Here is a 24,778-nt window from a genome sequence, read left to right as displayed (position 1 = left end):
GTACAAAAATCACGTTCTTAGCATTCGGATATTTATTGACGCGTCTTAGGCCGAATACTCATTTCTGAGATTGGATTAAAGCAAGTTTAACTAACAAAGCTTCCAGAACGCAATAAAATCATTCCCTAGTGTTAGAGATTTATGAAGATTCATTGTAAAAGGAAATGGATTTCTTTTGTCCTATTTTTTGGGGCATTGTTGTTTACGTCAGCAAGTTTTGCCCAGGTTAATATTGGCACGGTAGATCCTGGGCCGTTTACACCGGGCAGTACGATTGCTGTTCCTTTTACAGTACCAACAAGTTGTATAGCACAGAACAATCAATTCCAACTCTATTTATCAGATCAAAACGGAAATTTCGGTGCCGAAACCCTTATTGGAACTTACACGGGTTTTTATAGCACTTATATAAATGGCATACTTCCTATTCCCCTTACTCCAGGTACCGGCTATAGCGTAAGGGTAAAATCAACCAATCCGGTATCTATAAGCGCGCCCTCTTCCACATTTGAAATAAAGGCAGGGGCGGCGGTTGAGGCCAAGCTAACTTCAACCTTGTTAAATGCAGCAAACAGTGAAACCTTTGGTACCTGTATTAGTAGGGCCAATAATTCTTTCTCCCTCACAAACGAATCTACGGCAAACAGTACCGTTACTGCGCGCATAACCGATGAAGTAAACGGAGGTAGTCCGGTATTAATCAACTTCCCTACTGCAATACAAACTTTTACAGCCCAACAGACACATTATACCATTTATACCAAAGCAGTAATGCCAAATGGTACGGTGGCAACAAAAGCCTACCTATTAATCAATAACAAAGCAATTACAGCCTTTGCTAATACCGGAAATACGGTATTATGTTTGCCGTCTGCCGATTTTACCTTTAATGTTGATGTTACTTCAACTTCAGGTATCCAAAATAATTTCCCCGGAGATATTTATACCATTACTTGGGGCGACCAGGTTACAACGATCCACACCCTTTGCGAAATTATTACCAACGGCGGCAAGGTAACACATCCTTACGCCAAATCATCATGCGGAAGTGTTTCAACGTCGAGTGCTGGCACGATTTACAATGCATTTGATGTATCCATTAGGGTATCAAACGCTTTCTGTTCTACCATGGGTACGCCCGTTTCCTCTTCGGCTAAAGTGGTGGTAAAACCTATAAACTCATTTACTTTTAATACACCGGGTTGTACCAATGCCAATATCATATTTGTTAATACCTCCCTTTTGGGCGAAAATCCGAATACTAATACACCAGCCTGTACCCCAAATAATGTAACCTATAACTGGTATGTAGATGGCGTGATTAAAGCGGCTGATAAGCCTAAATCATACAATTTTACATATATATTTCCAACGCATGGAGAGCATATTATCAGGCTAGAATCTAAAAATATAACAGGCGAATGTGATGCCGATCCTGTAGAAATGACCATCTGTATCCAAGATCCACCAAAGCCTGATTTTAGCTTGCCGTCAACTACAATTTGCTCTGGAACAACGTTAAAAGCCACCGATCTTTCTGTTTTAGATAATATCTGTAATGCGGCTAATAACTATTCGTGGTCAGTTAGCCCAGCTGTGGGCTTTACAGGTGGTACAAATGCCGCAAGCAAAGAACTGGAGTTCAATTTTACCAGTCCTGGCACTTATACCATTACTTTAAGTATCAGCACGCCATCATGTGGTATAATTACCAGCACACCTCAAACTGTTGTGGTAAATGAAAGTCCGGTAGCTACGCTATCACCTAACATCACATTGTGTAACCTGGCCACTTACGATTTTAACAATACTACAACAGGCCCCACCAAAACGCTAATTAGCGGAACCACTCAGGAACTACCTGATAGCTACACCTGGACAGTTACCCCATCGGGATCAGGAACTTATAGCTTTACTAGTGGCACAACTGCAAATTCTAAATACCCATCGATAAAATTCGATAGCTACGATACTTATACAATAAAGGTTGTCCATAAAAATAATTGCGGCACGGCCGAAGATACCCAAACCTTAACCTTCAGCACGGCACCCGTAATTAGTGCAGGTCCTGACCAAAGCATTTGTTTCAACGATCCAAGCTTTACTTTAAGCGGAACAGTGAATGGGGCCACTACAACACAAACCTGGATTGGCGGATTAGGAACATTTACACCCAGCAGAAACGATTTAAACGCAACCTACGAGCCAACCACAGCCGAAAAAACGGCGGGTACGGTTACTTTACGGCTAAGGGTTACTACCGCACTGGCCGCCCCCTGCAACCAGATTGATGACGACATCATCCTAAAAATAAAACCCAATATCAGTTTAACGAGTGCAGCGGCAAAAACCATCTGTACAGGTAATAGCGTTGCATATACCCCAACTTCTGCGGTAGTGGGTGTAACCTATACCTGGACCGCTACCGGAACTGCATCTGCAAGTGGCTATACCAACAACGGAAGCGGATCTATTAACGATATCCTCACCAATACTGATCTTAATGCTGACGCAAGTGTAACTTATATCATCACTCCCCATTTTGATGGTTGTGATGGAATGCCATTTAATTTTGTAGTTACCATTAAACCTAACCCTATTGTAACACCAACTGCAGCTAATACAACCATCTGTAGCGCTACTTCATCAACTATTACCTTAACAACAAACCTAACAGCTGTAAACTATACCTATACCAGTACGGTAACTGGCGCAATAACCGGAAATAGCAATAGAGCCGTGGCATCGGCAGGAACCCAGATCAATGATTTTTTAATCAACTCAGGTACCAGCCCAGGCACGGTAACTTATACCATTATACCCGTATCTGCAAATGGCTGCCCAGGTACATCTGCCAGCATCACTATTACGGTTTTACCAAGTGCAACACTACCAAACGCGGGTCCGGATGAAGCAATCTGCAATGCTAACACTTACACCTTAAAAGGAAATACACCAATAATTGGCACAGGCAAGTGGACAACTGTTACTGCGCCAACCGCCGTAACTTTTACAGATGACACACAGGGCAATACAACAATCACTGGTTTGCAGGCCGGAAATGCGTATACCTTTAGATGGACAATAAGCGATACCAACTGCTCTACATCCAGTGATGATGTTCAGATCACTGTTAATCCGTTAAGTATTGGTGGCACAAGCACAGGCGACGTAAGTGTATGTGCAGGTGCAAATGGTGGAAATATCAATTTAACAGGGCAGGTTGGAAATATTATCCGTTGGGAAAGATCTATCGATAACGGCGCAAACTGGTCTACCATTACCTCAACAGCAAATCCATATGTATTTTCTAACCTCACCATAACCACGCAGTACCGTGCGATAGTACAAAGTGGGAGTTGCGCAGAAGCCACATCAAGCATAACTACAGTTACTGTAAATCCGGGCACAGTTGCAGCAAACGCAGGCGCAGACCAAAGTTTATGTAGTGGGAGCAGCATTAGTTTAAATGGAAATAATCCGGCACCTAACAGCGGTGTGTGGACTTTAACATCAGGACAAATTGGTTATACCATAACCGATCCAACACTTTACAATACCACGGTTACTGGTTTGGTTCCGGGGCAGACTTACACCTTCAGGTGGACCATTTCTGGTTTTAACGGCTGCCCCCCATCTGTAGATGATGTTACCGTTACCTATTACTCACCTGTTACCAATAATATTGGGCCATCATCAGCACCAATTTGTGCAGGCCAAAGCGTCACCATTACTGGCGATATGCCAACTGGTGGAACAGGAACATTCGCCTACCAATGGCAGAGCAGTGCCGACGGAAATACCTGGAGTAATATTCCTTCAGCCATCAACAAAGATTTAAGTCTAATTGTAAGCACCTCAACCTATTTCAGAAGATTGGTGAACAGCACCATCTGTACTTCAATTAGTAATTCGTTACAGATTACCGTTTTGCCAGGTCTAACCAACAATACCATTTCTGCCGATCAAAACATCTGTATCGGCGTAGCTGCTGCGGCTTTAACTGGTGCGATACCGAGTGGTGGCAGCGGAACTTACGTGTACCAATGGCAATCGAGCTTAAATGGAACAGCCTGGAGCGATGTATTGGGTGCGAACAGTGTAAACTTTACACCACCAACACCAACTGTAAGCATTTATTACCGTCGGTCGGTAGCTAGTGGAGCTTGCAGTAACAATTTAAGCAACCAGATTAAAATAACGGTTAATCCGCATGCCCAGGCAGAGATTACCTACACTAAAAATGTTGATTGCGCACCTTTTATTCTAAATGCAAGCAATATCGCTGCAACATTATATCCCGATAGAAACAGTATTTATACCTGGTTTGCCAATAATGTGCAGATCGGAGTGGGGGCAACATTTCCGGGTTATACCATCATGAACGGCAACGAAAGTGTAACCATAAAACTCGTTGTTACCAGTAGCCTGGGTTGTAATACGGATGAAAAAAGTGAAGTATTTAGCACGCTTCCTGTAGTTACGCCATCGTTTACACCAAGCGCGACCGAAGGTTGTGGACCGCTTAGCGTTACCTTTACCAATACCACTAATCCGCTTAACGGCGCAACATACTCTTGGAATTTTGATAACGGCCAATCCTCCACCCTCGCCCAGCCCGCAGCAATAACTTTCCTCGCCGATCCAAGCGGAAAAGACAAAACCTATAACATTACGCTAACAACGACCTTACCTTGTGGTCCGCCAGTTGTAACACCTGCAACGGTTATTGTACATGCCAAACCAGTTGCCATGTTCTCTCCTGATAAAACCACAGGATGTGCTGATTTACTAGTAAACTTTACCAATACCGGTCCAGAGAGCGCCGGTACAACTTATACCTACGATTTTGGCGATGGCAGCACTCCTGAAACTTATACTGACCGACAAACTGTAAGGCACATCTTTAAAACTTTAGTAGTAAAAGATTTTACCGTAAACATGACGGCTACGAATGGCTGTGGTACAACAAACGCTATCCCGGTTATCATCAGGGTTTCACCCAACAACATCATTCCAGAGCTGGTGGTTAACGGGAACGAGAAGAGTGGTTGCGCTCCTTTTACCGTTAACTTTATTAACAACACGAGTGGCGCAAGCAGCTTTACCTACACCTTTACCAACGAAGATACAGGCGAAATCAGCACAGCCTTTTCTACCACTACTGGTGTTTTTCCTAAAACTTTTGACAAACCTGGGAAATACACCATTAGGCTAGATGCAGAAAACGACTGCTCAAAAAACTCGACCAGCGAAACCGTAACTATCTTACCACAACCAACCGTTGGTTTTATGGCTGATAAAACAATTGGTTGTACCAATCTTATCGTTAAATTTAAAAACACCAGCGTTGGCGCAGTCGGTTATATATGGGATTTCGGCGATGGTTCTCCAACTTCGACAGATTTTGAGCCACAGCACACCTATACAGGTTCGGGCGTAAATTATACAGTCACCCTTACGGCAATAAACAGCTTACGGTGCCCCAATACTTTAAGCCTACCAGATTTTATTCAAATTGTAGCTCCGCCTTTGGCTACGTTCACGGTAAGTCCCGGTAATGAGCTTTCTATACCGAATTATAGCTTTGGCTTTAAAGATACCAGTACAGGCGCGATAAGCTGGGAATGGTCTTTTGGCGATGGTGCTAAATCGACCTTACAAAATCCTAACCATACTTATGCCAACGAAGGTGCTTACAATGTAACGCTGAAAGTGCTGAACAAAGAAGGTTGTTCCTCCAGCACCTTTCAATCGGTTCGGATTATCGGTGTACCCGGCTACCTGAACATCCCCAACTCTTTTATGCCTGCAAGCGCGAAAAATGAGATTAAAACCTTTAAGGCAAAAGGCAGGGGTATAAAAGAGTGGAACATGTCTGTTTTTAACAAATGGGGAGAGTTAATTTGGGAAACAACCAAATTGGATGATGGTGCACCGTTAGAAGGTTGGGATGGCACGTATAAAGGCCAGGATCAGCCACAGGGTGTTTATTACTGGAAAGTAGATATCAAATTTATTAATGGCAGCGATTGGAAAGGAATGACCTACGATTCATCTCCTCCAAAAAAAACAGGCGTAATATATTTAATCAGATAGATGATGGGGAGAAGGATAATCATATTTTTATTTTGGTTGCTGCCAATGGTTTCATTGGCGCAGGACCACATTTACTCGCAGTTTTACAATGCACCCATTTACCTAAACCCGGCATTAACAGGTCAATTTGAAGGCGACATCAGGTTTAACGCCCTTTATCGTAACCAATGGACAGGTTTGGCCAGCGATTATTCGTACATGACGGCTTCGGGGGACCTTAACCTGCGTAGATTAAACAGCGGTATCGGCGTTATTTTTAACCGCAGCAGCGAGGGTACGGCCTATCTGGTAAAGAACAACATTGCCCTAAGCTATTCCTATATTATCGGTGGAGATGACTTTGCGCTCTCGTTTGGTTTGCAAGGTGGCATTACCAACCAAAAGCTAAACTGGGATAAACTTGTTTTTGGCGACCAGATTGATATTAATACAGGTTATATTCCGGGCAGTATTTCGGGCGCCGAAAGGCCAAGTGTAGATAGTCGGTATTATTTCGATTCCAACGCCGGTGCTAACCTGGTGGTAGGAAAATTCATGCTGGGATTAGCAGTACATCACCTCAATCGTCCGGATGAATCCTTATCAGGTTTTCAGGCCAGGTTACCGATGCGCATTTCGGGCAATTTAAGTTACAAGTTAACCTTAATGCCAGATGAGTACGATCGCGATGGGAATTACCTCATCCCATCCATCGTTGTCTACAAACAAGGCAATGTAAAATCGTTCAGCGCCGGTATGCAATATAAATATGCCGGTATAAATGCAGGCATCTGGTACAGAAACGATGGTAACTCGAATGGAAACGATGCCATTGTATTTTCTGTAATCTTCGATATTTTTAACCGCAGAACCAATGGCGAAAAATTCAGGTTAGGAGTCAGTCACGATGCTACAATTTCCAAAATTAACTATAGCAACACGGGCGGAACATCAGAAATAGGCGTGGGTTACGAAAAATACTTTCCAAATAGTTCGAATGGTGGCAGGGCAAATGGCCTAAGATGTTACGATTTTTATTAATTTGCCTTTAATAATTCAAGGCAATGAACGAGATTTTAGATAAAGCCCATTTCATTACACAAAGTGAAATCAACAAGTTTCTATTGGCTACCCTACTTTGCGGTATAATCGGAGCGGAACGCGAATACAGAAGTAAATCTGCCGGGCTCAAAACCATGATGATGATTGGTTTGGGCGCTACCCTATTTACCATACTGTCCATCAATATCGGGGCCACCAGTCAGGACCGCATCGCCTCAAACATTGTAACCGGCATTGGCTTTTTAGGTGCCGGCGTAATTTTCAAAGAAGAAAACCGGGTTAAAGGCCTCACCACGGCCTGTATCATCTGGATTGTTGCAGCCATTGGTATGGCGGTAGGCGCTGGCTATTACGAACAGGCCATTGGTGTTACGATTGTGGTCATGCTTGCCCTGATTATTTTTCCATTTTTAGAAGAAATAGGCGACCGCCGTTTTACCAAGCGAGTTTACCGCATTGTTAAAAGACAACATACACACGGTAATTTAGAAAGCTACGAAGATGTTTTTCGCGAAAGTAAACTCAAACCCCAACGCGGGAAGCACCAATTGGCAGGCAATATTATTACCGGAAACTGGACGGCTACGGGCACTCCACAAAACCATCAGAAATTTGTAGACCGCATGCTTAAAGATGATGATATTATAGAGTTTGATTTTTAACCGAATCAAATAGGTCTACCCTTTGGCTTTGTAAGGCCAGTTTTTTCTCGTCAATCACCATTGTGTCCGACCAGCGATCGTGCCAGGGATCACAAGGATTACTCAAGGCGCTAATTGCATTAAAAGGAATCACGCGGATCATATTTCGCGTAAATGCTTTTTGAAAATCGATCTCGCTACCATCTAAGTTCACGGCTTTTGTTCCTGTAATGAGTTTCCCGATTGATTTTCCATGTGAAACAGCTTCTATTAAACACATAATAAAGCCATAACAAACCATTGCAATCAATCGGTCTAAAAGATCATTAATTCCATCTAAAATTCCCGGAAGTAAAATCCCTACACAGATGTAAATACAGAAAAGAATAATGTAAAAGACAATTAAGTCGATGATATAATTGGCAAATCTTTTGCCCGAGCTGGCGCGACAGTAGTCTAAATCAATTTCTTGATAGTTGTTGTTAAAGTCCATTTTTTGGAGCGTTTGGATTAGATTTTTCTAAGATAAAATATTTTCGTTCTCAGCCAAAATTAATTTATTCAAAATCATAAAACAATCATAGCTTTGTGTAACTATATTCATAAATGATCAAGGAACAGATTTCGGTTTTCGATATTTTTAAAATAGGCATAGGCCCATCCAGCTCGCATACCTTAGGTCCATGGCGGGCAGCACAACAGTTTACAGCTTCGCTTGCTCAAAACAATTTGATCGATGAAATTGAAGGCATCAAGATATTGCTTTATGGTTCGCTTGCCAAAACAGGTAAGGGTCATGGAACAGATGTCGCTATTCTGCTCGGGTTAACAGGAGCTGACCCGGTAACTTTTGATGTAGATGCTGTTACCCCTACTTTTGAAAGCATCCAAAGAGATAAAAAATTAAATCTTGCTGATCAATTAATTCTTGATTTTGATTACGATAACGATCTGCTTTTTCTTTTTGCCGAAAGTTTACCCTTCCATCCAAATGCCGTTACTTTTCAGGCATTTTTAAAAGATGGAAAAGCTTTTTCAGAAACATACTATTCTATTGGTGGTGGCTTTGTGGTAAAAGAAGGCGAAGACAATAGCAAAAAAGCCCAGGTAGACCTCCCCTTTCCTGTAGAAAAAGCAAAAGATCTTTTACACTGGTGTTTATCTACCGGTTTAAAGGTGAGCGAAATCGTGATGGAAAACGAACTGGCCTGGCGTACCGAAGCAGAGACAAAAAAAGGCATTTTACAACATTTTGCTGTAATGCGCGATTGTATTTATCGCGGATGCCATACCACGGGTTTTTTACCTGGTGGCTTAAATGTAGCCAGAAGGGCATTCCCGCTAAATAAACGATTAATTGGTAATAATGAATATTCAGATTATAATGGCTGGATAGCGGCCATTAGAAAAGGCGGAAACGGCTTTAATTATATTTTAGACTGGGTAAGCTGTTTTGCTTTAGCCGTTAACGAAGAAAATGCATCTTTTGGTCGTGTGGTAACCGCCCCCACCAATGGTGCCGCAGGGGTAATTCCAGCTGTATTACAATATTTTATTACCTTTTGCGATGGTTATAACGAAGAAAAAATCATTCAATTTATTGCCTGTGCTTCAGAAATAGGTAGTATTTTCAAAAAAGGTGCAACAATATCAGCCGCTATGGGTGGCTGCCAGGCCGAAATTGGTGTTTCCTCGGCCATGGCCGCTGCAGCTTTAACGGAGTGCTTAGGCGGCTCGCAAAGGCAGGTTTTAATGGCTGCAGAAATTGCAATGGAACATCACTTAGGCTTAACTTGCGATCCGATTGGGGGGTTGGTACAGATTCCTTGTATCGAAAGGAATACCATGGGTGCCATTAAAGCCATTACAGCCAGCCAGCTGGCGTTACAAAGCAATCCTGATAAGGCAAAAGTAAGTTTAGATGCAGTGGTAAATACCATGTGGGAAACCGCCCTCGATATGAATGCCAAATACAAAGAAACATCTGATGGAGGATTGGCAACCAACATTCCGATCAGTTTACCAGAATGTTAATTCAACATTGTTGCAATAAAATGACCGAGATTATCGATTTATTACAAAATTCTTGGTGCCTAATCAACAAGTATTTTTACATTCGCTGAATTATTAATTATTCATAAAAAAATGATCAACTACGCAAAAATCAGTGTGATTGGTTTGGCTTTGTCGTTATCTATATCAGCGACTTATGCTCAAGACAATCTCGTTAATTCTTTAAAAAACAACCAAAGCGAAAACAGTGCTGCTTCTTTTAAATTCACAGAAGTGATTAACCTGGCCAATACCCCGGTTCAAAATCAGGGATCTTCAGGTACTTGCTGGAGCTATTCTACCAACTCATTTTTAGAATCAGAAATGATTAAAGCTGGTAAACAACCTGTAACCTTATCTCAACTTTTTTCGGCGCGTAATGCTTATGTAGAAAAAGGTAAAAACTACGTGCGTATGCATGGTGCAGTTTCATTAGGCGATGGCGGTGCTTTGCACGATGTAATCAACATGTACAGAAAATATGGTGCAGTTCCGCAGGAAGTATACACCGGGCTAAACTATGGCACTAAAATCAATAAAACGGCAGAGCTTGGCGATATTGAAAAAGGTGTTTTAGAAGCTGTTGTAAAGAATGCGAATGGCGAGTTAACTCCAAATTGGTTAAAAGCTTACACTGGCGTAATTGATGCTTATTTAGGTGCTGTACCAGAAAACTTCACCTATAATGGCAAAAAATACACACCGAAAACCTTCGCTCAGGAAGTGGTGGGCTTAAATGCCGATAACTATGTGGAACTTTCATCATTCAACGATCATCCTTTCTACAGCAAATTCACTTTATTAGTACCTGACAACTGGTCTTTCGATCAGGTTTATAACGTAAAAGTGAACGAGTTAACAGATATTATCGATAACGCCCTGAAAGGTGGTTATACTGTTGCTTGGGCTACCGATGTAAGCGAAAAAAACTTCAGCTGGAAAAACGGTGTTGCTTTTGTTCCGCAAACGCCTTTCGCTGATATGACAGCAAAACAAAAAGCAGATATGTTTAACGGCCCACAGCCAGAGATGGAAATTACACAAGAAAACCGTCAGCTTGCATTCGATAACTATCAAACTACAGATGATCATGGTATGCACATTGTGGGTTTAGCTAAAGATCAGACAGGTAAAGAATATTATATCGTTAAAAACTCTTGGGGGGCAAGTAACGATTATAAAGGATACTTATATGTAACCAAAAACTATGTAAAATATAAAACAACAGCAATTTTATTAAACAAAGCAGGTATTCCATCTGCAATTGCTAAAAAATTAGCTTTGTAATTAAAACTAAATTATTCAGGGAGCCGCAGGAGAAATTTTGCGGCTTTTTTAATGGGGATTTAACCAAAAAGGGTGCGAAGGTTTTCGCAAAACCTAATGGTCCTCACCCTGAATTTATTTCAGGGTCTATCCTAGCAAGAAAGATGCTGAAACGAGTTCAGCATGACGATCGTGGTAAGAAATTGTGTTAAAATTGATCACGGCGGGTAAATGTTAATCAAACTTAAGCGCATAAGACTTCCTCTGCGCTCGCATACTCTGCGGTTAAAAACGAGATAGATTAAACTAAACCTGAATAGGTTAATACCAACCACCATATACCTGTGGTGATAAAAGATAATAAAATTCCGATTCCAACCACTAAATTAGAAAGCCTCGGATTAAGGTTATACTGATCAGCTACCACACCAGCGGTTAACAAGGTTGGCATAGCCATTTCGAAAATAGTTATTTTGGTAATTATTCCATTCATACCTAAAACAAGTGCCACAACCAAAATTACCGAGGGCGCTAAAATCAGTTTATACAATAAAGCAAAACTGATGTGTTTCAATTCATTAAACCAACCACCAAATTTTAGCTGCAAACCTATAGAAAACAATGCCAATGGGCCAACCGTAGCTGCTAGTTTCTCGAACAATGGATCTAGTGAAGAAATATCAATAAAACGAGGGAGGGTTAGTGCCAAAAAGCAACCTATAAGCGGAGGAAAGGCCACTACTTTTTTTAGGACCAATTTCGGACTTAGCTTTTGATCCTGCGATGAACGGATGGCTACAATAACACCAATGGTAGATAAAAGCATAAAGGTTACCTGATCGCAGATAATAGCTATTGCCAGTTCTTTTTCGCTAAAATAAGCCATAATTAATGGGAAACCTACAAATGACGTATTACTTAAAGAACTGGTTAGTTTTAACCCACCAGATGTGGCTTTACTAATATTCAGGATACGGCCATATAAGGTAATAAATAACCAACCAAATAGCCATACACAAATTGGTGCCAGTACAGGAAAGAATAGATCCTTAGTCCAGGTAATATGCGGCAGATATTTAAAAGAAACCGCTGGTAGTGCAATATAAATAATCCAGGCATTAATACCTTTATGCGCATCTTTGGGTAGCGATTTACTTTTTCTGAAAAGAATCCCCGCTAAAATGCATAAACCTATAATAATGAAGTTTGCCATTGAGTATTAGGGCAAAGATAATTTATAAAAGAAAAACGCCAATAAGAAATGTACTTATGGCGTTTTGGATATTATACAGAAGGTTTTGGTTTTTTCTTTTTGTGCCAAACCTTTTTTTTGCCCTTATGTTGAGGCCGCTTTTCCTCCACATGTGTAATTTCTATTGCAGCTACGCTTTCTGGCAGTGGCATGCGGGGAACTTGCTTCTCGATCAATTTTTCAATGTTATCGAACTTGCGCTTATCTCTTCCATTAATCAACGTAATCGCCGTTCCTTTAGTTGCAGCTCTTGCAGTACGGCCAATGCGGTGTACATAATCGGCCGGATCGCCGGGAACATCATAATTGATTACCAAATCAATGCCCTCTACATCAATACCTCGAGATAATACATCTGTTCCGATTAAAATTGGTAGCCTACGGTTTTTGAAAGCCAGTAAAATATCTTCACGCTCTTTCTGCCCTAAATCGGAGTGAAAAGCTTCTGCTTTAATGCCTAATCCTTTAAAAGTTTTATATAAAGCTTTTACTTTTTCTTTGGTCGAAACGAAAATGATACTGCTTTTGTATTGCCCGCTTTTAAAAATATCGGTTAACAAGGCCTGTTTTTGCTGGTCATGAATGTTATAGGCCTGTTGATCGATCCCCTCTGCAGGTTTAGCAATTGAAATGGTAATCTGCTTCGGTTCGTGCAAAATCTTGCCCGCCATGGTTCTTATTTTCGGCGCCATTGTAGCCGAGAATAAAAGTGTTTGCCTCTTTTTTGGCAGATAACTAATAATGCGGATAATATCATCGTAAAAACCCATATCCAGCATTCTATCTGCTTCATCTAAAATTAAATGCTGCAGATGTTCCAGTTTTAACACCCCCGAAGACAAATGTGCCATTAATCTGCCCGGAGTGGCGATAATAATATCCACACCTTCGCGCATAGAACGTTTTTGTTGTTCGTAAGCGATACCATCTCCCCCACCATAAACAGCTAAAGAACTGATATTGGTAAAATAAGCTAAAGCTTCTACCTGTAAATCTATCTGTTGTGCAAGTTCGCGTGTTGGAGCCAGAATTAAGGTATTATTGTGCCTATCGGCAGCTTTGCTAATTTTATCCATTACGGGCAAAAGATAGCTGGCCGTTTTCCCTGTACCAGTTTGAGCGCAGGCAATCAGATCATGATTATCTAAAATTACCGGTATGGCTTGTTCTTGTATTGGAGTAGCGCTTTTATACCCCATGGCCATTAAGCCTTCGTATAAATCGGGGTTAAAATTAAAGTCGTTAAAATTCAATCTATTGTGTTTATGTCTTTTAGCAAAAGTACCTTAAAATACCGCTATTAGCAAGCCGCATTTTAATATCGGTTTACTTAATTATTCGAAAAGCAATATTGCATAATCCTTTTCTCTCGCAATAAAACAAAATAGCCCCAACTGCTTTAAAACAATCGGGGCTTGGAAATTATAATAGACGAAACTTAGTCTACCAGAATATCTTTCTCTGGTGTATTCGTTTCAGGGTTTTTAGGTAAGTAAACCTTCAAAATTCCATCAGCATAACTGGCAGAAATATTTTCTACTAAAACTTTTCCGTTTAAGCCAAAAGCCCTTTCGAAAGTGCCATTGCTATACTCTCTACGGCTATACTTTTTAGCCGAATCTGCTTCTTCATGAGCTTGGTAAGAAATGGTTAATACATCATCTTTGGTAACCACCTTTAAATTCTCTTTAACCAGGGCTGGCGCAAAAAGTTCAATAATAAAGCTGGTTTCTGTTTCTTCTATGTTAACAGGTACTTTTCTAAAGCCCTGGTTAAACATATGGTGTTTGTAATGGCCGAAAGGTCCGCTAAAGGGCCTTCCAAATCTTCCCTCTCCTGCGCCAAAGCGACTATGCATCTTGCCCGAATGGCATCTATGTTCATTGTACATCTTCTTTAATTTAATTGTTATTTATTCTGTTAATTTATTGGCTTAAGCCAATATTAGCTGTAGGCCGCCTGCTCCGTTTTAGGGATACCCAATAGCTGTATAATGATATTTGCGTAGGGGTACGATGGCGAGAAAACGGCATAATCAAATTTCAAACCCCTTATTTGAACCAAAATATCATCGATAAATTTCATAGGCTCAAGCAAGGCGCTAATCAATCCTGATTTAGGTTTTTCTTCTTCATCAATCTCCTTTTTACCCTGAAAAATATTCAGCTCCTGATTATAGGCTTTAAAATCAGCGCCAATTTGTTCTATAGGGGCTTTAAATTCATCCGAGCTAAAAAAAGTTATCTTCTCTCCACGGGTAATCAGTTCGTTTGCTATATCCAAAATCGGACTAACATCGGCCTGAGATGGATCGCTTAAAAAAAGTACCTGTGACATCACACTATTTATTTACTTTGTTTATACTGTCAACAAGGCCAATCTTCGTATCATCCGTTTTTGCGCTATGGTGACTGTAACCATGGTGTCTATGATGTTCTTGCTGGCAATCATCACGATAGTACCTGTTTTTAAAATCTAACCGATCGCGGTATCCGTTCTGAACGGCAAGTACATTTAAGCTGTAAAAAGTCCCTGCGGCAACAGCCAATGCCAATAATATCCTAAATGCTCTCATAGCTCTTAATAATTTACGTTAATGTTGTTAACCGTTCCATTGCCTTGTACGTTTGGCCTGTACCATTGGTTATCGATTGGTACAATTGGATTGTAATGATTCTCGAAACTACTAAAGCGGTTATGGAAATAATGGCGTCGCCTTCCGATAAAAATCCTGAACATTAAACCGATCAGCATAATGGCCAATATAAATTTGAACACAAATGGTATGAAGAAAGCGGCTGCTCCAAGTACAATCCCGAATCCTATGGTTTTTAATATCTTTTTCATTTTCTTATAATTTTAAAGTACTATAATCAATTCACCTTAAATAAGTTGAACGACTAAGACTGTTGCTTTTGTTATTTATATAGGAAGACGGAACAGCTTTATTTTTACTTTAAAATATTTTGATTTTTTTTTATTTACTAAGAAATTTCATGTTCTGATGTTATCCTGAGCGGAGTCGAAGGATCTTTTTAATAAATTTTTGGAGGTTCGTCATTTCTAGGGATAATTACTTCATAAAAATCAATATGATGACTGATTTTTATGCAAATGTTAGGCTACCAGGAATCGTCATTCCCAACTCGATTGGGAATCGTAATGCAAGCGCTTTAAGATTCCCGCCTGCGCGGGAAAGACGACCACTCTATTAAAAATCTGTCAATGATAATCGATACCTCATTCAGAATTACAGTAAAACAAAAAAGCTCCGAATTTCTTCAGAGCTTTTAACTATTCCTTGTTGCGGTGGTGGCCCCATCCGCCACATCTCCGTTTATATTCTTCCTTAAATTTTGCCCGCTCCTCTTCGTTCATCGAATCCCATTTAGCACGCATCCCCCGGGCACGCTCCCTGAAACCGCCACCACCGTGCCCTCCTTTATTGAAATTTCCGAACAATATCCTACAAAGTACGAGCAAACCAAGGGCCTGCCAATAATTAAGCCGCCCTGCATGGGCAACTTCTGGCAGAATCCAGTTCCATAAAGACATAACTACGTAGCCCAGCAACGCCGCAATAAGCACCGCCACAGGGAAAAAGAACATGAATTTCTTACCGCGATTAAAATTTCTATTCCTCATGTCTGTAAATTTAATAGTTAATAAATTCCTGATATAAATTTTGCAAGCGGTTACGCAGGTGTTTTACCGCATAACCTTTTCTTGATATTAATGTTTTGATATTTTCTCCCGTTTCATCGGCCAGTTCCTGAAATGTACGTTCTTCCAGTTCATTCTGAACAAATACATAACGTTGGTTTTCGGGCAGTTCTTCCAGTGCCAGAAACAATTGATCCCAGAATAATTTCTTTAAACTTTCTTCTTCTGGCGAGTAAGCCTCGGCAAGTAAAATTTCTTTAAAATTAATTTCGCCATCTTCTCCTTCGAAAGTAAAATCTTCTAACGATTCTTCTTTTTGTTTACGGTATTTATCGGTGATCTTATTTCTTGCCACCCGATATAGCCAACCACTAATCTGCTCAATGGTACCCACCTCGGGCTGGTTGCTGAGCTGAAACCAAACATCCTGTAAAATATCTTCCGCATCCTCATCCGTATTCACCCTTCCACGGATGAAACTGAATAAGCGCTTACCATAATTGGCAACCGTTGAAATGATATTTTGAGATTCGTTTGTTGGCACTAAATTCTGCTTAATAACCCAGTAAACGGATGAAACTCAATATTACTTTAAATTTTCTTTACTTTTTTCAGAAAATGAGCAAAGCTAACTTCGAAAGTTTAAAAAAACTGTGAGCAGAAAAGATAGGGTTTTTAATTATTTTTTTGAAAATGAGAGTGTGTTGTTCTTGGCAGGCAGCAGCCCCGCTTTTGGCTTAATCTTTTTGTTCCCCTATTACTCAATCCTGGCTGAAAACAAAAAGGATTTCACCGCAATCCGGGTTTAGGTACCAAGTGGGTGCGCGCTCAACCGCTAAAATGAAATGCAATTTGGCCACCTGGCCCCGGGTGAAGCGGTACACGATAGCATTAAGTTAAGGAAAAGACAAAAAGGTATTGTCATCCAGGGCCAGTAGAAAGACAAATATTTTTTTTCGACTAGTAAAGGTCTTCGGCAAGCTCAGACTGACAACGCCCATGATTCTTCGCAAGTTCATGAAGTCTACCCTACTTTAGTGCACCGGTCGGGTTGGTCCCTTTATCAACCACAGTTTTAATATTCCCGTTTAAATCAGACACATATATTTTGCTTTGCGCAAAGGGTTTTTCAGCTCCGCTATAAAAAATCCGATCATCAGCCGTAACAAAAACATAAGCAACATTTATACCTTTTGGCGAAATCCGCTGTACTTTTTTACTGGCCAGATCTAAAATATAAACCGCTTCGCTCGGTCCTGTTAATCCGTCTAAAATATCGGTATTTCCTGCATTAAAAATAAGTTTCGCTCCATCTTTTGTATAAAAAAAACGATTGCTACTTGCAATGGAAAACTCTTTCCCGATCAAATCGGCTATCAATTTGGTATCGATTAACTTTCCGGTAAGGTCAAAGGTATAAAGCTTCGTCAGATCCTGTCCGATAATTTCCTTTTCATTTTTCCAGGTTGGGGCATAAACATTTATTTTAGATGCACTATCGAGCATTACATAGCCCGAATTATCAGTTTTAATCACACCTATCTTCCATAGGTTTTTACGGTTAAAAATACTGAAAGCAATTGCTCCTCCATCAGCCGACCACATGGCCTGATAATAATTATTGCCATTTACCTGCAATTTCCCCTGGCTTTTGTTTTCCATATCGGCAACCCAAATTGAACGGTACCCTGCAGAATCGCTCAGGGTATATGCCAGTTTATTTCCATCAGGAGAAATAGCCGGATCGGTGGCACCACCGAACGAAATCTGTTTCATGGTATCGATACTCGTGGCTACAATTTTATCTCCATCCTGGTAGGCCAGCGAAAAATTTTTACTACTTAAAGAAACCGTGTCTAAAACGGCTTTACCACTTTCACCCCCTGCTTTATTGTTATTACAAGAGGTGATTAGTACCACGCAAGAAATTAAAATAAAAAGGAATCTGCTACTGAATTTCGTCATGCACAATTTTACAAATAGTTTTTGTTTCTGTTATTCCAGAGACCGCGGAGAAGCTATATTTTACTTAAAACATACTTTGTGCTGATCGATTTTATGCTCCGCGGTGTTTCTTGACCTCACGGAACACAATGAGTTAAATCTTTTTCTTATCCGCGTAACCAAATACTTTTTGCAGCAAGGTTGTGCTTCTTGAGCTTAAGTTGCCCCTAATTTTGAGCTCTTCCTTAGCAACCTCAAGAAATAAACCATCTATCGCCTTTTGCGTAACGTATTCAGTTAAATTGGTGTTTACAGGTTTTACCACAGGTAAACGGTTGTATTGCGTCGTTAAATCGCTGTAATACTTGGTGGCATTTACCTTATTTAAGCTTGTGGTTACTATCGGGCTAAATTTCTGTATCAATTGTGCTGTGGTTACTCTTTTAAAATATTCGGTAGCTGCGTCATTATTACCCAAAAGGATATTGGTGGCATCGGTTAAAGTCATCTGTTTAATGGCCGATATAAAAATCGGCTTTGCTTCAGTAGCAGCATCTTCAGCGGCACGGTTTAAGCTTACGATCACATTATCGCAAAGTTTGTTCAAACCTATGCTACGTAATGTTTTTTCAACCTTTTGTGCTTCAGGAGGCATCAGGATTTTAACAGCTAAATTGCCTAAAAAGCCATCTTTAACCGAGAGCCTGTCGGCACCAGCAGAAACACCAATTTGCAGTGCTTCCTTAATTCCCTGTCCTATTTCAAAGGTAGATGGCGTTCCGGTAGCAGTAGTTGTGGTGCCCTGTTTTTCGGTTACTTTTTTAAATATATCGCTCAGTTTAATCTGAGCGCTAACATTTAGGCTTGCAAATACCAGCATAGCCAGCGATGCTGATAAAATATTGATCTTTTTCATTTGTGTGTTTAATCATACTTAGCAAAACAACTGCCATAATCTTTACACTCAAAGATAAGTCTTTGCACATGGCAATAATATTAAACTGCTTAAAAAGATAATCGACAATGTAAAAAATTTACGTCCCTCTTTTCCTAAAAAATTAGTTTATGTCCCATCACTCAGAAATATTTTTTATACTTGAAAGATAATTCGAAATAGCTACCATTTTTTTGAGGTTTATAAAAAACACAGCCGGGAACGCCCAGCAAGACGACGCCAAACTGATTGCCGAGTATAAAAATACGGGCGATTTGGACGCGTTGGGTACGCTTTACAATAAATATATGCATCTGGTGTTCGGGGTTTGCTTAAACTACTTCAAAGATGAAGAACAAAGCAAAGATGCCGTAATGCAGATTTTTGAAGAATTGGTAACCAAACTGAAAATACATGAGGTACAGAATTTTAAAAGCTGGCTTCATGTTTTAACGCGGAACCATTGTTTAATGGCGCTACGGAAATCGGCGAAGCAAAATAATGTCTCAATAGACGATACTTTTGTGGAAAATAGCGAGTTTGTGCATCTGGATATAGACAACACAAAAGAAACGCAGCTTACCATTATGGAAAAGTGTATGGAAACTTTGCCCGAAGAACAGCGAAAAAGCGTAGATTTATTTTATTTACAAGAAAAATGTTATAAAGAAGTAGCCGACATTACAGGTTACGATATGCTTAAAGTTAAGAGTTACATCCAAAATGGTAAGCGGAATTTAAAGATTTGTATAGAGAAAAACAGTAGTGAATAACGATTGGTTAGATATTGATGTTCTGGAAGATTACCTGGATGGCAAGCTTGATGCTAAGGCTATGCATTTTGTAGAAAGGCAGGCTTTAGAAGATCCTTTCGTTGCCGAAGCACTGGAGGGACTGAAGCAATCGCCCAAACGCAAGCAAACGCTTTCTATATTACAAAAACAACTGTACGACCGTGTATCAGAAAAGCCTATAAAGCGCAAACTTTGGGGCATTACCACCCAAAGGTTAAGTATTGCGGCAACCGCAACCGTGGCCTTTATTGCCGTAAGCATTTTATTCTTTATGCGCGAAACCAACCGCAGAAATGCAGAACTTGCTACACATAAAAAGGAAGGTGTGATGGTTCATTTAGACAGCTCAACCGCTGTTGCTTCAAGCCAGGTTAAAAAAGATACAACTGCACAGGCAAGCACTAAATCTGCCTTGATCGATAAAGCCATTGCTGATGCCAAAAACAGCAGTTTGGCCAAGAACACCAGAGCCGAAACAACTGTACAACCTGCTGAAAGTGAAATGCTGATCCCTAAACCAGCAGAAGTTACCAGTAATCCTGGCGCCATTAGGTTTAGGAGCATGGAAGCTTATGCAAGCAAAGCAAAAGCTATGCACAGCACCCTAAAAGACACCTCTTTAACTGCAGCCCCGGCACTAGGTTCGAGCAAAATTGCTTTTAGTGGCAACGTGGTAGACCAAGGCAGTGGCCAACCTATCCAGGGGGCGGTGGTAAAGTTAGCCGGCTCTAAAAATGTAACGGCAACTGATGCTAAAGGTTATTTCTATTTACCTGCTGATAGTAATGCAAAAGATAAAGATTTATTGATTAATGCCATTGGCTTTAAAGAATTGCCTGTAGCTGGTTTGCAAGACCCTAATGCCATTAAAAATGCATTAAGTGGCGATAAATCATTAAACGAAATTGCTTTGATTACAGGTTCAAACGGACATAAAAAAGAAAATATTGCTGCACCTAAAATTACACTGCGTGCAGAACAAAACCTGGATGGAAAACCGGCCGATGATATTACGAAGCCTATTCCGGTTTCTACCATTAACTATAGCCAATACTTAGAGAATAACAATAAGCTTTATAACCCCAAAGGTCCGGAGCAATTTGTAATTTTAAGTTTCAAAGTTAAAAGCAACGGACGGCCAACAAATATTAGCATTATAAAATCGCTAAACAAAAAAGCTGATACGGAGGCGAAACGACTGATTCAAGAAGGCCCGGATTGGGTATTACCTAAAAACGGAACGAATTCGGTAGAAATTAGCGTTAAGTTTTAATCTTGATTTAATTCGAAAGGGTACGAAGAGAAAGTGCATAGCATGCCACACAAATATTTTATTGTGGACATATTTTTCCTATGGATTCATCATTTACAGTAGCGCCCAATCTATAGCAAATAGTTTTCTTAGATTTGTCATGTTGAGCCTGTCGAAACGCCTCCCGTAATATCTAAACAGGTCTTTCAACAAGATCAGGATGATAGATCTATTCCATAATAATAGTAATGTATCAAGTTCCCCTCCTACGCAGGAATAATGGGAAACTTTTAACATTGTGGCGCTTTATGTTCTTTGCGAAAAAATTTTAGCGCCCTTTGCGCTTAAAAACAAAAAAAGGCCAAAGTTAATACCTTGGCCTTCTGTGTATATTAAAGGATTTTGTTTTTATTTTAAGTAATAGATCACAGCATAAATAATGGCTGCTAATGTAGCCGAAACCGGGATGGTTAAAATCCATGCCCAAATTAAGTTGATGGTTACCCCCCAACGTACAGCTGAAACACTTTTTACAACACCCACACCTACAATCGAACCTGTAATGGTATGCGTAGTAGAAACCGGTATACCGAAATGCTCCGTAATTCCCAATGTTACCGCACCAGCACCTTCGGCAGCAACACCTTCCAATGCGGTTACTTTGGTAATTTTCGATCCCATTGTTTTAACAATTTTCCAACCACCACTCATGGTACCTAGGGATATTGCTGAATAACAGGCAATTGGTACCCAGGCAGGCATAGCTTCGAAATTAGGAATTACTTTAGAGGCAATTAAAGCCGTAGCAATAATACCCATTACTTTTTGTGCATCGTTACCACCGTGGAAAAAACTTAATGCAGCAGAAGACAGCAATTGTAGGCGTTTAAACCATTTCTCTGCGGTTGCAGGCTTAGCATAACGACAGATATTGATGATAATCAGTGTTAATACAACTGATATCACCATACCGATTATCGGTGCCAATACAATGAAAGAAACAATTTTTATTACATAACCCATGTTTACAGCATCAAGCGGACTAGCGCCAGTAAGTAAAGCATGTGTCATACCCGCGCCGGCAAAACCACCAATTAAGGTATGCGATGAACTTGAAGGTATACCATACCACCAGGTTAACAGGTTCCAGATAATTGCAGCAACTAAACCCGCAAGGATAACCTCTAAAGTGATATAATTTTCGATTACCGTTTTAGCAACTGTATTAGCTACTTTATGGTCGGTAAAATAAAAGTAGGCAGCGAAATTGAACAACGCAGCCCATAAAACCGCCTGAAAAGGCGTAAGAACTTTTGTAGAAACAACTGTTGCAATCGAGTTAGCGGCATCGTGAAAGCCGTTAATGTAATCGAAAGCAATAGCCAGAATTACAACAACAACCAATAAGGTAGTTACCATGTTTGTTTTTTATTAAGCGTTTTTAACCAAGATAGTTTCAAGCACATTCGCCACATCCTCACACTTATCTGTCGCTTTTTCTATCGTTTGTAAAACCTCTTTTTGTTTAATTAATTCAATCGCATTGGTTTCGTATTCGAATAAACGGGCTACTGCTAATGTAAATACATAATCAGCCTGGTTTTCGCCACTGTTAATACGGATACAGGCATCAGCAATTACGCGGATGTTTTTGAAACTGCGTAACTCTTTAATTGCTTTATCAATATCAGTACACATTTCTACCAAAAGTTCGGCAATTTTAACAATCGGCTCGTTAATGGTATTCATGTTATACATCTGCATACGGTTTGCAGTACCATAAATATAATCGGCAACATCATCAACGGCAGTAGCCAATGCATGAATGTCTTCTCTATCAAATGGCGTAATAAAGTTCCTGCTCAGTTCAAGAAAAATTGAATGGGTAATATCATCACCCACATGCTCCAGGCGTTCAATTTCTTTAAAAATTGTTTTTCTGCTTTCAGCATCACCCGTGCTAACCATTTCTAAAAGGGTTTCTGCAATTTTTAATGCATTGCTACCTGCTTGTTCGAAAAGTGGATGAAACTTTCTGTCTTGAGGTGTAAAGAACTTAAAAATATTGTTCATGTTAATTTTTAATATGTTGCAAAGCTACAAGCCCAATGTTAAGTTAATGTTAATTTATTAATTATATTAACTAATTAGTAGCTTATTTACTTAGGTGCAGCTTACTTATATAGCTCTATATAACTGATAATGAACAACTAAAGAAGTTAATTGATCATTAACACAGTAACTTGTCTGCATTTTGCAAATTGCGCCTTCTTAGTAAAGGAATGATGAGCTTTTGTATACGGTAAAAGATGCAAATTACCCACCTTTTTGTAGTGTAAAAGCAAAGGTAGTGCCTATACCTGGTGTACTCCTTACCGAAATGGTTTGTTGGTGTGCCTCTAAAATGTGTTTTACAATGGCTAAGCCTAAACCTGTACCTCCAACTTCTCTTGCCCGATGAGTATCGATGCGATAAAAACGCTCAAACAAGCGTAACAAATGTTTTTCCTCTATCCCGATGCCGTTATCGGTAACCTCAATCAATACCTGATCGTGCAATTCAAAAATTTTAATGGCTGTTTCGCCACCATCAATGCCGTACTTAATACTGTTTACCAACAAGTTAATTAATACCTGCCTAATCTTTTCCCGATCTGCCGAAACCAATGTAATGGCAGTATATTTATCTTTAAAAAAGAGTTTAATGTTTTTTGCCTTAGCGCGGTCTTCGAGGTTTTCCATTACCTCTTTAGCCAATTGTACAAAATCGAATTTTTGGTAGTTAATTGGCGATTCGCCTGTTTCTAACTTTGAAATAACGTCTAAATCATTAATTAAATAACTTAGTCGCTCTACATTATTTTCTGCTTTTTTCAGGAATAAAACTGCTTGATCAGGATCGTCTACCAGGCAATCCTGTAAAGTTTCGATGTAACCTTGAATGGCAAAAAGGGGGGTTTTAAATTCATGCGAAACATTTGAAAGAAACTCTCTTCTAAACTGTTCCTGTTTTTTTAATAGGTCTATTTCTTTTTTCTTTGCGCCTGCCCACTCCTTTACTTCTTGTTCAACATCATTAATCGGATCCGAACTCACGTATTCGCCCAGTGCATCCTTTAAGTCTTTTCCTAATTTAAGGTTATGGATGAGCTTGTAGATCAGTTTAATTTTGGTGTAGATATACTTCTCTAATAAATAATAAAAAACCAAAAAACTGCAAAGAAACGATACGCCAAAAGAAATAGCCAAGTAATACAGGCTATGCTGAAAATAAAAATTAACCATCCCGATGGAAAGACCAACGGCAAGAGCAGTAAATAGAACCAGCACACTTAATTTCATGCTGCAATTTAAAGTTTTTTATGTTAAATGTGTGTTAAGAGACAAAGGGTATTCATTCTCTTTTTACGGATATTAAAACAAAAAAGCTTTCCCTTTTGAGGAAAGCTCTATAAAATACGGGTAAGTATTACTTATTTCTTTGTCGAATCGGTTTTAGCCGGAGTTGAAGCAGCAGGTTTAGTGCTGTTTAAATTTCCGCCAAGTGGAGATGGCGATGGTGTTTTATTTAAGCGCTCCTGTATAGCTGAGTTTCCAACTGCAGCACTACCACCGCTAGTTTTAGCAATTGTAGTAACGGCAAGGGTTAACACTACTATTAGCGTTAACAATACCCACGATCCTTTTTCTAAAACATCGCCAGTACGTTGTACACCAAACATGTTACTGGTGCCACCGCCTGTAGCTAAACCGCCACCTTTAGGGTTTTGAACTAAAACAAATAAGCCTAAGGCTACACACGCAATAATTAATAAAATGATTAAAAAGGTTACCATGGTA

Annotated in this window: 22 protein-coding genes; 7 read left to right on the top strand and 15 right to left on the bottom strand. The window is 39.9% G+C overall.

The features are described 5' to 3' along the window. Positions 1 to 141: 141 nt before the first annotated feature. From HDC90_RS09645 to HDC90_RS09635, 3 genes are read left to right on the top strand one after another with little or no spacing between them, the layout of a single operon-like run. Positions 142 to 6,099: a PKD domain-containing protein gene (locus HDC90_RS09645; protein ID WP_184465771.1), complete on the top strand. Its 5,958-nt coding sequence runs from the start codon at positions 142 to 144 to the stop codon at positions 6,097 to 6,099. Next, entirely contained in the window at positions 6,100 to 7,119 is a 1,020-nt protein-coding gene (locus HDC90_RS09640; RefSeq protein WP_184465769.1) for a PorP/SprF family type IX secretion system membrane protein, read from the top strand. Between the two features lie 23 nt (positions 7,120 to 7,142). Further along, a complete protein-coding gene (locus tag HDC90_RS09635) occupies positions 7,143 to 7,802 on the top strand; it encodes an MgtC/SapB family protein (protein WP_184465767.1) in 660 nt (219 codons plus the stop codon). Here the strand turns inward: HDC90_RS09635 and HDC90_RS09630 are convergent. Continuing rightward, positions 7,783 to 8,274, bottom strand: a complete 492-nt coding sequence (locus HDC90_RS09630) for an RDD family protein (RefSeq protein WP_184465765.1) — start codon at positions 8,272 to 8,274, stop codon at positions 7,783 to 7,785. The two genes, HDC90_RS09635 and HDC90_RS09630, sit on opposite strands and share 20 nt — an antisense overlap. Positions 8,275 to 8,387: 113 nt before the next feature. On the opposite strand from HDC90_RS09630, the gene HDC90_RS09625 reads away from it, so the two are divergent. Then, complete coding sequence (locus HDC90_RS09625; protein WP_184465762.1) at positions 8,388 to 9,815, top strand: L-serine ammonia-lyase; 1,428 nt, start codon at positions 8,388 to 8,390, stop codon at positions 9,813 to 9,815. Positions 9,816 to 9,926: 111 nt separating this feature from the next. Beyond that, entirely contained in the window at positions 9,927 to 11,120 is a 1,194-nt protein-coding gene (locus tag HDC90_RS09620; protein WP_184465760.1) for an aminopeptidase C, read from the top strand. 280 nt (positions 11,121 to 11,400) lie between these two features. Here the strand turns inward: HDC90_RS09620 and HDC90_RS09615 are convergent, their stop codons facing one another. From HDC90_RS09615 to HDC90_RS09570, 10 genes are all read right to left on the bottom strand, one after another. Beyond that, positions 11,401 to 12,312: an AEC family transporter gene (locus tag HDC90_RS09615; RefSeq protein ID WP_184465758.1), complete on the bottom strand. Its 912-nt coding sequence runs from the start codon at positions 12,310 to 12,312 to the stop codon at positions 11,401 to 11,403. 71 nt (positions 12,313 to 12,383) lie between these two features. Further along, the gene (locus tag HDC90_RS09610) at positions 12,384 to 13,604 is read right to left on the bottom strand and encodes a DEAD/DEAH box helicase (protein ID WP_184465756.1); all 1,221 of its coding nucleotides are present in this window, start codon (positions 13,602 to 13,604) and stop codon (positions 12,384 to 12,386) included. A 185-nt stretch (positions 13,605 to 13,789) separates the two neighbouring features. Further along, complete coding sequence (locus tag HDC90_RS09605; RefSeq protein WP_184465754.1) at positions 13,790 to 14,242, bottom strand: Hsp20/alpha crystallin family protein; 453 nt, start codon at positions 14,240 to 14,242, stop codon at positions 13,790 to 13,792. A gap of 53 nt (positions 14,243 to 14,295) precedes the next feature. Continuing rightward, a complete protein-coding gene (locus HDC90_RS09600) occupies positions 14,296 to 14,688 on the bottom strand; it encodes a hypothetical protein (RefSeq protein ID WP_184465752.1) in 393 nt (130 codons plus the stop codon). A 4-nt stretch (positions 14,689 to 14,692) separates the two neighbouring features. Further along, positions 14,693 to 14,926, bottom strand: coding sequence for a hypothetical protein (locus tag HDC90_RS09595; protein WP_184465750.1), 234 nt, complete (start codon positions 14,924 to 14,926; stop codon positions 14,693 to 14,695). 5 nt (positions 14,927 to 14,931) lie between these two features. After that, the gene (locus HDC90_RS09590) at positions 14,932 to 15,198 is read right to left on the bottom strand and encodes a hypothetical protein (RefSeq protein ID WP_184465747.1); all 267 of its coding nucleotides are present in this window, start codon (positions 15,196 to 15,198) and stop codon (positions 14,932 to 14,934) included. 447 nt (positions 15,199 to 15,645) lie between these two features. Continuing rightward, on the bottom strand, positions 15,646 to 15,996 hold the full coding sequence (locus HDC90_RS09585) for a hypothetical protein (protein ID WP_221451823.1): 351 nt from the start codon (positions 15,994 to 15,996) through the stop codon (positions 15,646 to 15,648). Positions 15,997 to 16,006: 10 nt separating this feature from the next. Further along, on the bottom strand, positions 16,007 to 16,558 hold the full coding sequence (locus HDC90_RS09580) for an RNA polymerase sigma factor (protein ID WP_184465745.1): 552 nt from the start codon (positions 16,556 to 16,558) through the stop codon (positions 16,007 to 16,009). A gap of 485 nt (positions 16,559 to 17,043) precedes the next feature. Then, on the bottom strand, positions 17,044 to 17,979 hold the full coding sequence (locus HDC90_RS09575) for a PD40 domain-containing protein (protein WP_184465743.1): 936 nt from the start codon (positions 17,977 to 17,979) through the stop codon (positions 17,044 to 17,046). A gap of 133 nt (positions 17,980 to 18,112) precedes the next feature. After that, positions 18,113 to 18,874, bottom strand: a complete 762-nt coding sequence (locus tag HDC90_RS09570; protein WP_184465741.1) for a DUF4197 domain-containing protein — start codon at positions 18,872 to 18,874, stop codon at positions 18,113 to 18,115. A gap of 212 nt (positions 18,875 to 19,086) precedes the next feature. Here HDC90_RS09570 and HDC90_RS09565 point away from each other — a divergent pair, with 212 nt between their 5' ends. Then, the gene (locus HDC90_RS09565) at positions 19,087 to 19,665 is read left to right on the top strand and encodes an RNA polymerase sigma factor (protein ID WP_167295996.1); all 579 of its coding nucleotides are present in this window, start codon (positions 19,087 to 19,089) and stop codon (positions 19,663 to 19,665) included. After that, positions 19,658 to 20,959 carry a carboxypeptidase-like regulatory domain-containing protein gene (locus HDC90_RS25735; protein WP_184465739.1) on the top strand — a complete coding sequence of 434 codons (1,302 nt, stop codon included), beginning with the start codon at positions 19,658 to 19,660 and terminating at the stop codon, positions 20,957 to 20,959. Before HDC90_RS09565 ends, HDC90_RS25735 begins: the two co-directional genes overlap by 8 nt. A 387-nt stretch (positions 20,960 to 21,346) precedes the next feature. Here HDC90_RS25735 and HDC90_RS09555 read toward each other — a convergent pair whose 3' ends face one another. From HDC90_RS09555 to secG, 4 genes are all read right to left on the bottom strand, one after another. Beyond that, complete coding sequence (locus HDC90_RS09555; protein ID WP_108197143.1) at positions 21,347 to 22,357, bottom strand: inorganic phosphate transporter; 1,011 nt, start codon at positions 22,355 to 22,357, stop codon at positions 21,347 to 21,349. A gap of 12 nt (positions 22,358 to 22,369) precedes the next feature. Further along, positions 22,370 to 23,011: a DUF47 domain-containing protein gene (locus tag HDC90_RS09550; protein ID WP_184465737.1), complete on the bottom strand. Its 642-nt coding sequence runs from the start codon at positions 23,009 to 23,011 to the stop codon at positions 22,370 to 22,372. 243 nt (positions 23,012 to 23,254) lie between these two features. Next, entirely contained in the window at positions 23,255 to 24,280 is a 1,026-nt protein-coding gene (locus HDC90_RS09545; protein WP_184465736.1) for a cell wall metabolism sensor histidine kinase WalK, read from the bottom strand. 131 nt (positions 24,281 to 24,411) lie between these two features. Then, positions 24,412 to 24,774 carry a preprotein translocase subunit SecG gene (secG, locus tag HDC90_RS09540; RefSeq protein ID WP_184465734.1) on the bottom strand — a complete coding sequence of 121 codons (363 nt, stop codon included), beginning with the start codon at positions 24,772 to 24,774 and terminating at the stop codon, positions 24,412 to 24,414. Positions 24,775 to 24,778 lie beyond the last annotated feature (4 nt).

This window comes from Pedobacter sp. AK013, assembly GCF_014205835.1.
Lineage (GTDB): Bacteria > Bacteroidota > Bacteroidia > Sphingobacteriales > Sphingobacteriaceae > Pedobacter.
The sequence above is the reverse complement of the archived record's forward strand: the minus strand, read 5'-3'. Positions and strand labels throughout refer to the sequence as shown.